Origin of the sequence: Vallitalea okinawensis (genome assembly GCF_002964605.1) — a bacterium.
Taxonomy (GTDB): domain Bacteria; phylum Bacillota; class Clostridia; order Lachnospirales; family PQDH01; genus Vallitalea_A; species Vallitalea_A okinawensis.
On sequence record NZ_PQDH01000001.1, the window covers coordinates 973112 to 986754 of the forward strand.

Sequence of the window (13643 nt, forward strand, 5' to 3'; positions counted from 1 at the left end):
CCAATTAATGATAACAGTTGTACCGATATGACAATGTTGTTTGGAAGATAAAACATTAATCATTTAGTATTGCAATCCTCTAATATGTCACTAACAGAATTCTTAACTGATAGATATAAATTGGCTATTGCAGGTTCAGATACCAGCGAACCGATTAAGCAAATATTACTAATCTTTTGTCTTTCATTAATGTCCTTATAAAAATTTTGTGTCAGATGACGTTCCTTTAAGTGAGGAAATATGTACCATTGTTTAGCTGTTATCAAATGTTTTACATGAATTCCTGATCTTTGAATATCATCTGTTATGCCTGTGACTAAATCCCTTTGGACGGTTCCATACGCATAAGCAACAAGTATGGTTCTATTGTTTTGTTTAAAAGTATGGAAAAACTGTATTTTATCTTTTTTACCCAGGTTGGCTTTATAGTATGTTGTTACTAAGTTTTTGTTGCTTACTTCGTAGGCACATGTGATAAATGGATTTGTATCAATTTTTTTCATTAATTGATTATATAAATCATCCTTAATGACGTCTCTAGGCAGTTTTGTAGTAATAAGTACTTTGTCGTAATGGTCAGAACCAAAGGTTGTTTCTACTTTTACTTTGTTACCAACGACTTCTACATTATTAACTTCTATAGAATATCTTATATCCGTTATGTTTTGACTAAACTTTTTAATGAGCTCTGAGGTGCCTCTGTTAATGAACAAAAGCTTATCTCCTCGAATAAAAGAGTATATGGTATCTACGCTAAATACCTTAAATGCATAATAAGCCTGTGTACTACATATATTTCCAAATCCATAGGATGAAAGGTGAGGTGCTATGACTTGAGATATAATCTTTAGATCATGTTTTCTGAGAAATTTGCTTAATGGAATCAGTAAATCTTCATGAATATAGCTGTAATTAACTGTATGAAGTGATGTAGAATATTTTTCTAAAATCTTTTGAAGTTTAGTCATTTCTTTCATTAGTAAAATCACATCTTCTCTAGACATGTGTTCTACATTATTAAAATTTTCATCAACAAAGTTTCTGTAAGTGAAACGTTCTGTATAGTCAACTTGCAGTTCAATTAATAATTCTTTGATTTGCTGAGTGAAGGAGAAAACTGTTCCAAGCTCAGTGTATACATCTTTACTTGCAAATGTTCTACAATGACCACCTATATGTTCCTGTTTTTCATAAACTGTAACCTCTATTCCTTCTTTTTCTAATAAATAGGCTGCAAGCATGCCGCTAAAACCCGCTCCAATAATGGCTACTTTCATAAAACCCCCTCTAGTACTGCCTATCAATATATGCCCATAAAGGCAAAATAAGCTGATTATCCGATAATTTATTATAGTATTCAATAGGAGAACATATCTCATTTTCGTATGTTACTTTGTTGCTTATATTGTATGCTCGTATGTTTTTTTGAAATCGGATTTTAAGATCATTAAATGACAAACCTTCATAAATAAGTGGCATCAGAAATGTTAGGCAACTTTCTGTATATTGCTTTCTTAATCCATCGATTTCTCCCATGGCATCATTGGAATTTAGAATATGTATTTTTACATCAAGTCCATTATCTTGAACAATTTTACTTATCATTGAATTCATGATGTTTCTGCTTTGTTTTATGATCTTTGAATCTTGAAAAAAACATAAATATTTTATAGTAAAGTTCAGCGTTTGTGCCACTGGTATTGCTACAGCAGTTAACAGATTTTCAAAATTATCAAAGGACATATCTTGATACAGTCTAGAACATGCTATCCTACTCTTCACATCTAATATAGTATATTCATAGATGTTACCAACGTTTTCAAAATTCCCATAATACGTTGTCCATAATAGCCAGCATTCTCCGCTATTTAGCTCACTTAAAGGCGGAAGAATATTAGTAATATTACTCTCCTTCTTTTTTGCGAATCTAATTCTACTCTCCTTATTCGTTAGATTATGTCTTTTCATAACATTAAAAACTGCTGATTCACTGATGTTATATCCTATTTCTTCCAACAGATACTTAATCGCCTTAGGTCCATAACGCGGATATGTCTTAAATAGATTAAGCAATGCATTCTCTATCTTAGTGCTTGTTTTATTTATAGGTACAAAATCTTTCTTAATATCGTCTAAACCGTCAATACCTCCAGCTTTATATCTTTTTAACCAACGATAATAAATGGTTCTTGAAATATTATATTTTCGACAAGTCGCACTTACTCCATTAATTTGGCCTTCTGATAGGATATTAAACTTAAGATTTTTGTGCATAACAATCACCATTATTTGAGAATTGTATATTTTTATAGAGAAAATATACAATTACATTTTACCATCCTAAATGTGTTCTTTCAATCATTAAAATAATAACTAAAAACGAATCCAACTATCAAATGCTGATTATAAAAAAATTTAGTTTGGTATTCTGTTTACAATTTGTTCATATAAAAATGTCAAAATTAATCTGATTATTTAGAGATTACAATCATTTATGATATGTAAACACTTCGGCAAAGTAAATGCCTTAAAAATTCGCAAAAAACATCGTCATTGTTGAGGCTTTTATCTCTTGCTATAATCAAGATATAATCAGTTGGTGGAGGTCTAAAATGAATGAATTAAAAGTTTTTACAATCAAAAAAAATATCCACGAAGATAATGCAAAAGTTGCTGAAACGACAAGAAATGACTTGAAGAAATTAGATACTTATCTCATTAATATCATGTCATCACCAGGCAGTGGAAAGACAACGACACTTGTGAGTACGATTAAAGCATTAAAGGATGAGATGAAAATAGGTGTTATGGAAGCGGATGTGGACTCAGATGTGGATGCTAAAGCTGTTCAAGAAGCAGGAGCAAAAGCTATTCAATTGCACACAGGGGGATTGTGCCATCTAGACGCTACGATGACAAAACAAGGTATTCATGAATTAGGTGTAGAAGAATTAGATCTTGTTTTTTTAGAAAACATCGGTAATTTAATCTGTCCAGCAGGATATGATACTGGAGCAATGAAAAATGTAGCCATATTAAGTGTTCCAGAAGGCGATGATAAACCTTTAAAATATCCTAAAATCTTTGGAAAAGTGGATGTACTAATCGTCAATAAAATCGATGCTATGGAACACTTTGATTTCAGAATGGATTTACTTGAAGAAAGAGTAAGAAAACTCAACAAAGATATTGTGATTTTTCCTATCTCAGCTAAAACTGGCGAAGGTGTTGGAGAGTGGGCAGATTGGATAAGAGAAGAGCTAAAAAAATGGGGGTAAATCAATGGGGAAAAAGAAAGGAAAAACTAATTTTAATAAGTCACAACGTTTTAATTTTGCTTTAACTTGGGGAGATGTGGATGGTAGAGAGTACAGACAAGAAATCCTAGATCTTGCAAACAAAATCGGAAGAACAAAGGCTGGAACGGGCAGGGAGGCAATTCCTTTTGGTCCTGAATACTATGCACTTGCTCCTATACTTAATGAATATCAAGCGAAAATTGCATTGCATTTGGAATTCCGTCAAAAACTGAGTGCAGAAGATGTTGTCAACACATCAGGTGAGCCATACGATAAGGTAAAAGAAGCATTGGATTATATCGCTTGGGCTGGTGTTGCCTTTGTTAATACAATCGAAGGAGTCGATATGTATTGGCAAGATATCTTTGTCCCAGGTCACTTGGAAATGATTAATAACAACAAAGAACTGGTTGCCAAACATCCAGAAGTGGCTGAAGCCTTCTACTATTTTGGAAGTAAAAGAGGTCCTATGGCAGCTGGCATCATGCCCGTTGGTGCAGGTCCCATGCGTGTACTGCCTATTGAAAGGTCTATTGATGGAAATTCGAGAAAAGCTACCTATGAAGAATTGTCAAAACATTTAAACGAAGCTAATGTTTTTTCTGTATCTGATTGTTCCTGTAGAACCTCTCGTGAAGAGATGGGAGAAGGTTGCGGCCACTTAAAAGAAGAAATGTGTATTCAATTAGGTCATGCTGCTGAGTACTACATCAAAACAGGACGTGGACGGGAAATCACTAGAGATGAAGCTTTTGAGATTATAAAAAGAGCTGAAGATAATGGTTTGATGCACTCTATTCCAAATTTAGATGAGCCGGGACACACCCATGCCATTTGTAACTGCTGTGGATGTGGTTGCTATGCTATGAGACTTGCCAATGAGTATGTCAATAATGATATTGTAAGATCCAATTATAAATCAGTCGTAGATGAGTCTAAATGTGTTGCTTGTGGCGAGTGCGTAGATGTTTGTCCAACAAATGCTTTAAGACTTGGACAAAAACTATGCTCCAAAGAACCAATCGATGAAAAGATAATTAAAGTAACACCTAGAAATACAGAGTGGTCAGAAGATAGATGGAACAGGGATTACAGAGTTAACAGAAAGAATACTTTAGACTCTGGAACAGCCCCATGTATTACCAATTGCCCTGCACACATTCCTGTACAAGGTTATGTTAAGCTAGCTTCTCAAGGCAAATATACGGAAGCCTTAGAATTGATTAAAAAGCATAATCCACTTCCAGCAGTTTGTGGACGTGTTTGCCCAAGATTATGTGAGGAAGACTGTACTCGTGGTGATATTGATGAAGCAGTTGCCGTTGATGATATCAAGAAGTTTATCGCAGAACAGGATTTAAACCAAAATATTCGTTACATACCGAGAAAAAGGCATGACTACAGTGACAAAAAGATTGCCATTATCGGAGGAGGTCCATCTGGGTTAACATGTGCATATGATCTGTCCATTGATGGGTACGATGTCACCGTATTCGAAAAAGAAAATAAACCAGGTGGCATGTTAGCATTTGGAATACCATCCTATAGACTGGAAAAAGATGTGATAGAAGCAGAAATTGATGTACTAAGGGAAATGGGTGTTAAGTTCAAAACTGGTGTTGAAGTTGGAAAAGATGTGTCCATTAGGGAACTTAGAGACAAAGGTTTTAATGCATTCTATGTTGCTATAGGTGCCGGGTCAGGTAGAAAACTAGGGCTAGAAGGCGAAGATGCCAGTGAAGTAATAAGCGGAGTGGATTTTCTTCGAACAATTAACTTATCAGAAGCAACCAAGGTGGAAGGTAAAGTAGCTGTCATCGGTGGAGGTAACGTTGCTATTGATGTTGCCAGATCTGCTGCTAGGCTAAAGAGTGTTGTACAAACAGATATTTATTGCTTGGAAGCAAGAGAGAATATGCCTGCTCATGCTGAGGAAGTCAAAGAGGCATTAGAGGAAGATGTGATCATCAACAATTCCTGGGGTCCAACAAGGATTATAACAGAAAAAGGTCAGGTCACAGGTGTTGAATTCAAACGTTGTCTTTCAGTATTCGATACTGATGGCAAATTCAATCCACAGTTTGATGAAACAGATAAGAAAATCATTACATGTGACTATGTGTTATTATCAGTAGGTCAAACTTTCAATTACGGAAATCTGCTAGAAGGTGAAGATGTAAAACTAACCAATCGGAATACCATTGACGTTAATACCGTTACACTTCAAAGTTCAAAAACTGATATTTTTGCAGGTGGAGATGTCGCCAGTGGTCCAAGACTTGCCATTGATGCCATAGCAGCAGGTAAAGAGGCTGCCGTCTCTATTCACAGATTTGTGCAAAAAGGTCAGTCACTGATATTTGGTAGAGATACACATTCTTATAAGGTTTTTGATAAAGATAACCTAGCTGAACCCCAAGGATATGATGGTGCCGTAAGACAAAGAATTGGTCATGTAGATGGTAATGTATCAAGAACAACTTTTAAGGACTTAAGAGGTATCTTAACTGAAGAACAAATTAAGAAAGAAACCGCAAGATGCCTAGGTTGTGGTGCCACTAAAACGGATGAATACTTATGTGTTGGATGTGGTGCATGTACACTGAAGTGTAAATTTGATGCGATAAAGCTTGAAAAAGTTCATGATGTAAAAGGCTTTGAAATTGAAAACTTGCCGAAGGCTGTCATCAAGAAAGCTGTAGGTAGAAAAGTCAAAATTATGGTCAACAAAATCAATCCTTTTACAGAAACAAGATGATATAATCCAAAGAAATTGAGGTATCGTGTCATGCATGAATTAGGTATCGTTTACGAAGTTATTAACATCGTTGATCGCTTCGTACAGGAAAATCAACTAATAAAAGTCGATAAAATCGTATTGGAGGTTGGACAATTATCTCAGGCTATTCCTAGATTTCTTGAAGAATGCTATCCAGCAGCAGTTAGTGAAACTGCCTATGAAGACACAAAGTTGGAGATCATTGTCCTTCCAGCCAATGCAAAATGTAAAACTTGCAATGAAGTCTATAATATCATAGAACATCGAAAAATCTGTCCTGAATGTCGTGGGGATGATTATGAGTTAATCTCAGGACAAGAATTTAACATCAAAGAAATTGTAGCATGTTAACAAAATTACGACGTGCTTAATCAATAAGAGGGGTTTGAAAAAGGAGGTTTTATCATGGGGTTAGTACCTGAAGGTTTAACAGTAGGTAGTGTTGTTATATTTATTTTATTTGTAGCCGTATTGTTAGGAGTAAATGAGGTTACCAGAAGATCAAAAGTACTATCCATAGCGGTGTACTGTGTCCTCCCTGTAGTATTGGCAGTATTGGTATTCATTGGTGTACTGGGTTCACCAACGGGAAGAACATGGTTTGGTTGGGTTAAGGTCGTATCTGCATTAATAGGTGTTTACGGCTTTTTGCTAATCCGATTCACCAGACTGGGCAAAAGAAAATTTGCTGCTATATTTCCTGTAACCATTTTATCACTGAACATTGCAGAAGCGGTATATAGAGAATTTGAAGTATTTGCAACCTATAAAATATTGGAAGTCGATGCGGGAGGAATCCTTATCCAAGGTGGCGTCTGGAATATTCTGAATGCAGTAGCAGGAATTCTATGTATTGTGACCTTAACAGGATTTGTAGGTATCAAAGTATCACGAGATCAATCAAGAGATATGGTTTGGCCAGATATGACCTGGATGTATATTATCGGTTATACATTATGGAATCTTGCTTATGTTTACAATTGTATTTCAACACGGTCAATGTATGCTGGGTTTGGTATCTTATTAGCTGCACTCATTGCAGAATATATATTTAAAAGAGGGGTGTGGCTTCAGCACAGAGCTCAAATTCTATCCTTTTATGCCATGTTCTCTTTGTCCATTGATTATCAACAAAATGAGCTATTTCAAATACTGCCTGCATATAACGTAAGTGGCTTGATGACCATAAGTATTATAGCATTTATATTTAATGTAGGCGTATTCGCTTATATGATGTTCATCATCATAAGGGATAGAAAGAATCCACTGAAAGAAGAAATATATTCCTTTACAAAATATTATAAGAAAAGCATGTCAGTCAATAACCTATAAGTATAATTCTACATATATATGTGTATAGTAATTGTACAATAATTTCCTAACTTCGTGAAATTAAGCCACATCTCATTACCATATTAATGTTTAAAACTGCCGTTGCTTAGAGTACTGTTTTAAGTATTTGGTAGCGGCAGTTTCTATTTATCCTTTTATAATATCAACTACTACTATATTTGCATTATAATTTTCATATTTAAGAACCTGGTCGCATATTTCATGAGTCGATCATGACTCAAAACTTTAACTTCCATTTATAACAAGCATCACCACTAACTCTATAAGCCTCTTTTATTTCCTCATATTCGTTTGCAAATTGTTTTAAGCGATAGTGATCATTTCCTTTTATATACAATGTTACAAATGCTATAATAAGTCCTTGTTTATTGGCATCTACTTTGATTGTATATGATTTAATAAGTTTTCTTTTAATAATCTTAGTATTTTAAAATCGATTTCATGTGATAATAACTATCTAGTTTACTTGATAACAAAATAATGTTGCTGAATCAAATTAATCTATCGTATAATGGTTCCAGGTGGTGTGTATAATGAAAGTGAAATTGATTTGTAATGAAAAATCAAGAGCTGTGTTGACAGAAACGTTGAAACAACATCAAATAACTATAGATGAACAGGCGAATCTTATTCTAAGTGAGAGGGATATGTATCATAGAGAATACTTTTCTGGTAAAGTTCATGACAGTATTTCGGTAATAAAAAGATCTGAGATAGTCTTTTTCGAAGCGATTGGTAATGATGTTTTTTGTATAACTAGAGAGGGTCGTTACAAAGTGGAAAAGAAACTTTATGAGTTAGAGAGTATGTTATTTCAACATTCCTTTATTCGTGTCAACAAGTCTTATATCATCAATATTTTAAAGATTGAAGAAATCATACCATGGATTGGGTCAAAGTATATTTTAAAGATGATTAATGGTGACGAAATTGATGTAACTAGAACATATTATCGTGGCTTTAAAGCCATGCTAGGCTTATAGGAGGACAATATGAGAAAAGAAATGTTATTCAAGTACCTATTGGTTGGTATTTTTATATACTTAATTAATCTTTTTTATTTAATGCCTCATCGACTCCCTAGATTTTTATCAATCATCATTTTTGTTATTCTTCTAGGTACAGTAATTGAAAGATTATACTATTACATGTTAACGAGAAAAAAGATTAGACTATTTGGACGTTTGTTGATTACAATTCCAGTTAGTGTACTATTTATGTTATTGCTTAGATACATTACTGGACAGTTTAATGGCTATCATTTATACGTAGTTGCGTTAACGATTATTAGTGGAATAATCTTGGATCAAGTTAATTATCAAGTCTATAAACATAATCATGATCAAGTAAACAAACAGTTGGATATTATAAAGATGAACACAACTCATCTAGAGTAAATGCATCTCAAATGGTGTATATGGCAACTTATAAAGATTTAAGTACAAAACCTCCTAACTCAACTAGAATTGAGTTAGGAGGTTTTGTATGAAAGAATTATTAAATGTAATGGAGGTTAGATATGTTATTAAGTGATGTTGCAAATTTATTATTTGCAAGTTTATTAATTACAGGATTGTATTTGGTAATAAAATTCATTAACATGCCAAATCAGATTGCTCAAAAGAGAAACCATTCAAGAAGTGGATTAATTAAGGTTCTTAGTTGGTGTGGATTAATTTCTTTTGGATTATTGTGGGTAGTTGCTTTAATGGTTGTCTTGATGCCATATGACGATTCATTAAAGAGAATAGTAAAAAATTTAAAAAAACATCCAGTGAGTATGATTTTTCATACTGTTGTAATCGGGATATTTGTATTTTCAACATTCGGTGTTATGCAATTTGTTATTCCTCCGCAGCAAACGGTAGATGCAACATTATTGGAGGAAGCTTCATATCAAGAGGCTAAATTACTGGGTAGAATTGAAAATGATACTATAGTTGAAGCAAGTGGTATTAGCCGTTCACATCGCAGAGATGATTTATTCTGGGTTCATAATGACAGTAATAATGAAGAATTACTATATGCAGTTGGACTTGATGGTGAAGATATGGGTTCATTTAGAATTGATGGCGTAACCATGAATGACTGGGAAGCAATGGCATCATATGAGATTGATGATATACCATACATTGTTATTGCAGATGTTGGTGACAATGAGGGGGGGAGACAATACTATAATTTGTATGGAGTTGTTGAACCAGAAGTTGTGCCAGGGCAAGGTGAGACAAACATTGATCTTGCTTGGCATATGAGGTTTCAATATGAAGATGGTCCTAGAAATTGTGAGTCGATGGCGATTGATGAAACAAGTAATGAAATTCTTTTCATAAGTAAATATGATGTACCACATCGACTATATAGTATTCCATTACCAGAAGTATCTAGTGAGGTAACTGATGATCTTGTTGAAGCAAAATTTGTAACAGAAATTACGACAGTCCCTCAACCAGATATATTTGAGACGATTACTCATTATCCAAAAGGTGTAAACAATGGTAAAACAACATCCTTTGATATATCCGCAGATGGTAAAAAAGCAATTGTCCTAACTTACACAAATGCTTATATCTATGAGCGAGACGTAAATGAAGATTGGTCAAATGCATTTAGTAGATTACCAAAGAAAGTTGCTATTCCTGTACGAAGTGAAGCAGCTGGATTTTTAAATGATAATCAAACATTTTTCATAATTCCAGAACATGGTGATGTACCGTTATATCGATTTGATGCTATGAATTAAGCCAATATTGACCGAAAATCAAAGGATCTTGAAGACGCTGGTATTCAAGATTCTTTGATTATTCTTTAATGTAAGACTTTATTAAATTTCGTCAGATTTAAAATTATAGGGTGAAATATAGATATTCTTCTTTTTATCCATTGAAGCAAAGAATATCTCGCCATAGTCATTATAGCCTTCCTTCTTCACTAATTTAAGCATTTCATCTTTGTTTATGCCAATAACTTTTAAATTTTTATTTTCTAATTTACCGTCTAGAATAACGGTATAGGTTAGTTCCTCTTGTTCAATTTGACAGTCTGTATCTTTTTTCACTAGAGGTTGAGCAAAACTTTTTTTTAATATAGACAGTTCCCCATCGGGTTCTAAGATAGCGTATCTCACTTCATTAATATCAAAAACATTATTTTGTCTTAATAGAGTAAGGACTTCATCAATGGAGTACTTAATGCTCTTTATATTCTCATAAACCATCTTACCGTCTTGAACAACAATAATTGGTTGAAATGATGTTAATTTTCTAAAAGTCTTTGATTTCAAATAAAAAACGTTCATAATTCTTTGGAATAAAAAAGTCATAACAATAGCAAAAATAATATGGAAATGAGGAAGGTCGGGTTCAGCAATATCAGCCCCAGTAATTGATCCTATTACTATAATTGTCAATAAATCAAAAACAGGTAGTTCACCAATAGTACGCCTCCCTGAAATAATAAGTGCAGAAATTAATAATACAAGCATTATTGTTACTACTCTAAATCCAATTGTAATGTATATATCCATATTAACTGCTCCTCTTTTGTAGCATGATTATTTATAAATCTTATTTTCTACTAATCTAAATGAAAATACTCCTCCAAAGGATAGTTTTATTAAATTACTCTACGCCCTATTTGAGGTAGGATGTTTTAATTGACACACTCATACCTTTTTCATATAATCATAATAATAAGGAGTGTTAAAAATGAATAATAAGATTAAAGCTTTTAAAAGAAATAAAACTCTACGCAAAGTCTGTAGATACTACAATGGCGATAGTTGTGTAGGGGTATATAGTAGTAATATCGCCTTTTAATTAGATAACATATAAACAGACTTTGTTTCCTTAATAATCCAATACAATTTTAAGGAGCGGAGTTTTAAATGAATTATATCAATGCAAAAAAGATCTTACCCGATCATTTAATCAAAGAAATTCAAGGATATATTCAAGGAGGCTATGTCTATATACCTTCTCAAGCCGAAAAGCGAAAGGGTTGGGGAGAAAAGTCAGGTAGCCGAGAATATCTCAATAATCGAAATGAAGCTATTCGTAATAAGTATAGCAATGGAAATACAATAGCGAACCTGTCTAAAGAGTATTTTCTATCAGTGGATAGTATTAAAAAAATAATATATACCAAAAGTGAATAAGTTTATAGGGCAACTACCTCCTAGATATTAAATCCTCTCTAGGGGAATTGCCCTTGTTTATATCTTTCAGAAAATAAACTTCTTAATAGATCATTTTTATTTTGTCATTAACTTTTCCTATTTTAGGAATTGATCCACTTTTATGGTCTTCAAAGAACTCTGCTATTTATCACCTTTATTCTAGTAGATAATATTTCTGAAGAAGAAGTTTTTGATCATTCAATATCAAAAATTGCATTTATTTTAAAACCTTATGAGATCAACTGAATACTAGCTAAAGATCTTTAATCTAAAGCATAGGTGCTCCTCTTGAAAATGATAATCTTCTAGAGGGAGTGCCTTTTTTATTTATAAAGAACTATACCGTAGCATTCTTTACCTTTAAATTATGGATATAGATTATTAGAATTATATTTATAGATTACTTACTTTAATTGATGGAGGTTAAAATGAATCAACTCAATGAAAAATTAAGATTTTTAGAATCAAAAAACGTTTTTTTAATTCCAATAGAAGAACAGCATTTAGACCTATATTATGAATTATTAGGTCAGGCTAGCTTTGACAATTGTAAATATACTGGTAGTAAAATACCTATTACCAAAGTTGGGGTAACTAATTATATCAGCGATATTTGCAGTGATCATTCAAGAGTTGACTTCTTTATCGTGAATAAGGAAAATGATGAGATTGTTGGTGAGGTTGTTATTAATAATATAGACTCGAAAAACAGATGTGCCAGCACAAGAATCGCAATCTTTCAAGAAAAAAACTATAATAAAAAATTTGGTACAGAAGCCCTGTTATTAGCACTTGATTTCGGGTTTGGTATGTACAATCTACATAGGATTGAATTACAGGTTTATTCTTTTAACGAAAGAGCTATTCATGTCTATGAAAGCATAGGTTTTAAAAAAGAGGGGGTTCTAAGAGACTATCTCTATTTTGATCATCAATATCATGATGCTATTGTTATGAGCATTATAGAAAATGAATTTAAAAAAAGGGAGTATTAATTACTCCCAACTTTCCAATAATCTCTTTCCTTCTTCTAATCCAATACGATAACCTTGCTCTAGTAACTTCCTATCTTTAGTAAATCGTGATACTGCAAAATCAGAGCTTGGATAGATATCGTATACCTTAACATTCTCTGGTGGTGAAGCAATAAACTCAATTGCTTTCTGGTAGCGCTCTTTTCTTTGGTCTATAGCTAGCTTAACGTTAGGCATTTTTCTAAAGACCCATTTAGTGACCTTACTCGCTGGTTTCATCTTATAATGAGGTGGTTTGGAGCGTATGACAATTATCTTTGTTGCACCTCTTTTATGAGCTTCTATCACTGGGATAGGTTCAGCTAATCCACCATCAATATATCTCACACCATTAAAGCAAAGATCATTTCTGTAGACTATAGGCATAGCACTTGAAGCTTTTAAATATCCTTCAAGATTGTCTTTATCAGGTATAACGTATTTAATTGTACCAGTATCACAATCAGTGATCCCAATCAAATATTCTGGATCATCCTTAAAGATCCGATTTAAATCTAATCGACATTCTTCAATTGTACGTTCCCAAAGCCAATCTAAGTCAAGAAAATGTCCGCCTTTTAGAAATTTACTTATACTCATACAATTTTTGTTGGCAGTATAATTCATGAAGATATTGTAATTTCTCCCATGCATATTTGCTAAGTAAGATGAAAGATTTAATGCACCTGCTGAAACACCTATATACATATCAAAGGGATCAAAATTATTTTCTAGAAAACTGTCTAAAACCCCTGCTGCAAATATACCTCGCATGGCACCGCCTTCTACAATGAGTGCTGTTTTTTCTCCTTGCATAATTAACCTCTCTCCATCTCTGATTTAAAAATAATAATGCATCTACTTAACTATTATGAGCTGACACTTGTCTAAATATTTCCAAAAAAATAATAACATATATTTCTATTCTCATCAATCTTTATAAGTAATTAGGAAAAATCATTGACAAATATGACACGTGTCATTATAATGATAATATAAAATGACACGTGTCATAAAGAGGT

The 13643-nt window shown here is 33.1% G+C and carries 13 protein-coding genes; 9 read left to right on the plus strand and 4 right to left on the minus strand.

Annotation, left to right across the window (positions count from 1 at the left end):
• Positions 1–59: 59 nt before the first annotated feature.
• Both C1Y58_RS04505 and C1Y58_RS04510 read right to left on the minus strand, forming a co-directional pair.
• Positions 60–1277 carry an FAD-dependent oxidoreductase gene (locus C1Y58_RS04505; protein ID WP_157949948.1) on the minus strand — a complete coding sequence of 406 codons (1218 nt, stop codon included), beginning with the start codon at positions 1275–1277 and terminating at the stop codon, positions 60–62.
• Between the two features lie 10 nt (positions 1278–1287).
• A complete protein-coding gene (locus tag C1Y58_RS04510; RefSeq protein WP_157949949.1) occupies positions 1288–2274 on the minus strand; it encodes a helix-turn-helix domain-containing protein in 987 nt (328 codons plus the stop codon).
• Positions 2275–2612: 338 nt separating this feature from the next.
• On the opposite strand from C1Y58_RS04510, the gene hypB reads away from it, so the two are divergent.
• The 7 genes from hypB to C1Y58_RS04545 all read left to right on the plus strand — a co-directional run bounded on the left by hypB (position 2613) and on the right by C1Y58_RS04545 (position 10174).
• Entirely contained in the window at positions 2613–3278 is a 666-nt protein-coding gene (gene hypB / locus C1Y58_RS04515) for a hydrogenase nickel incorporation protein HypB (RefSeq protein WP_105614784.1), read from the plus strand.
• A 4-nt stretch (positions 3279–3282) separates the two neighbouring features.
• On the plus strand, positions 3283–6057 hold the full coding sequence (locus C1Y58_RS04520) for an FAD-dependent oxidoreductase (RefSeq protein WP_105614785.1): 2775 nt from the start codon (positions 3283–3285) through the stop codon (positions 6055–6057).
• Between the two features lie 30 nt (positions 6058–6087).
• On the plus strand, positions 6088–6429 hold the full coding sequence (locus tag C1Y58_RS04525) for a hydrogenase maturation nickel metallochaperone HypA/HybF (RefSeq protein WP_105614786.1): 342 nt from the start codon (positions 6088–6090) through the stop codon (positions 6427–6429).
• A gap of 54 nt (positions 6430–6483) precedes the next feature.
• Positions 6484–7410 carry a DUF5692 family protein gene (locus tag C1Y58_RS04530; RefSeq protein ID WP_105614787.1) on the plus strand — a complete coding sequence of 309 codons (927 nt, stop codon included), beginning with the start codon at positions 6484–6486 and terminating at the stop codon, positions 7408–7410.
• 554 nt (positions 7411–7964) lie between these two features.
• A complete protein-coding gene (locus C1Y58_RS04535; protein WP_105614788.1) occupies positions 7965–8414 on the plus strand; it encodes a LytTR family DNA-binding domain-containing protein in 450 nt (149 codons plus the stop codon).
• A gap of 9 nt (positions 8415–8423) precedes the next feature.
• On the plus strand, positions 8424–8828 hold the full coding sequence (locus C1Y58_RS04540; RefSeq protein WP_105614789.1) for a hypothetical protein: 405 nt from the start codon (positions 8424–8426) through the stop codon (positions 8826–8828).
• Positions 8829–8950: 122 nt separating this feature from the next.
• Positions 8951–10174, plus strand: coding sequence for a DUF3302 domain-containing protein (locus C1Y58_RS04545; protein ID WP_105614790.1), 1224 nt, complete (start codon positions 8951–8953; stop codon positions 10172–10174).
• 81 nt (positions 10175–10255) lie between these two features.
• Here C1Y58_RS04545 and C1Y58_RS04550 read toward each other — a convergent pair whose 3' ends face one another.
• A complete protein-coding gene (locus tag C1Y58_RS04550; protein ID WP_105614791.1) occupies positions 10256–10957 on the minus strand; it encodes a DUF421 domain-containing protein in 702 nt (233 codons plus the stop codon).
• Between the two features lie 360 nt (positions 10958–11317).
• Here C1Y58_RS04550 and C1Y58_RS04555 point away from each other — a divergent pair, with 360 nt between their 5' ends.
• Positions 11318–11587 carry a CD3324 family protein gene (locus C1Y58_RS04555; RefSeq protein ID WP_105614792.1) on the plus strand — a complete coding sequence of 90 codons (270 nt, stop codon included), beginning with the start codon at positions 11318–11320 and terminating at the stop codon, positions 11585–11587.
• Between the two features lie 449 nt (positions 11588–12036).
• A complete protein-coding gene (locus tag C1Y58_RS04560) occupies positions 12037–12603 on the plus strand; it encodes a GNAT family N-acetyltransferase (RefSeq protein WP_157949950.1) in 567 nt (188 codons plus the stop codon).
• Here the strand turns inward: C1Y58_RS04560 and C1Y58_RS04565 are convergent, their stop codons facing one another.
• A complete protein-coding gene (locus tag C1Y58_RS04565; protein ID WP_105614794.1) occupies positions 12604–13437 on the minus strand; it encodes a patatin-like phospholipase family protein in 834 nt (277 codons plus the stop codon).
• Positions 13438–13643: the final 206 nt, after the last annotated feature.

Coding starts and splice junctions, on each gene's coding strand:
- C1Y58_RS04550 (WP_105614791.1), bottom strand. CDS start 10,957: ATGGATATATACATTACAATTGGATTTAGAGTAGTAACAATAATGCTT.
- C1Y58_RS04525 (WP_105614786.1), top strand. CDS start 6,088: ATGCATGAATTAGGTATCGTTTACGAAGTTATTAACATCGTTGATCGC.
- C1Y58_RS04505 (WP_157949948.1), bottom strand. CDS start 1,277: ATGAAAGTAGCCATTATTGGAGCGGGTTTTAGCGGCATGCTTGCAGCC.
- C1Y58_RS04530 (WP_105614787.1), top strand. CDS start 6,484: ATGGGGTTAGTACCTGAAGGTTTAACAGTAGGTAGTGTTGTTATATTT.
- C1Y58_RS04545 (WP_105614790.1), top strand. CDS start 8,951: ATGTTATTAAGTGATGTTGCAAATTTATTATTTGCAAGTTTATTAATT.
- C1Y58_RS04565 (WP_105614794.1), bottom strand. CDS start 13,437: ATGCAAGGAGAAAAAACAGCACTCATTGTAGAAGGCGGTGCCATGCGA.
- hypB (WP_105614784.1), top strand. CDS start 2,613: ATGAATGAATTAAAAGTTTTTACAATCAAAAAAAATATCCACGAAGAT.
- C1Y58_RS04520 (WP_105614785.1), top strand. CDS start 3,283: ATGGGGAAAAAGAAAGGAAAAACTAATTTTAATAAGTCACAACGTTTT.
- C1Y58_RS04555 (WP_105614792.1), top strand. CDS start 11,318: ATGAATTATATCAATGCAAAAAAGATCTTACCCGATCATTTAATCAAA.
- C1Y58_RS04535 (WP_105614788.1), top strand. CDS start 7,965: ATGAAAGTGAAATTGATTTGTAATGAAAAATCAAGAGCTGTGTTGACA.
- C1Y58_RS04510 (WP_157949949.1), bottom strand. CDS start 2,274: ATGCACAAAAATCTTAAGTTTAATATCCTATCAGAAGGCCAAATTAAT.
- C1Y58_RS04560 (WP_157949950.1), top strand. CDS start 12,037: ATGAATCAACTCAATGAAAAATTAAGATTTTTAGAATCAAAAAACGTT.
- C1Y58_RS04540 (WP_105614789.1), top strand. CDS start 8,424: ATGAGAAAAGAAATGTTATTCAAGTACCTATTGGTTGGTATTTTTATA.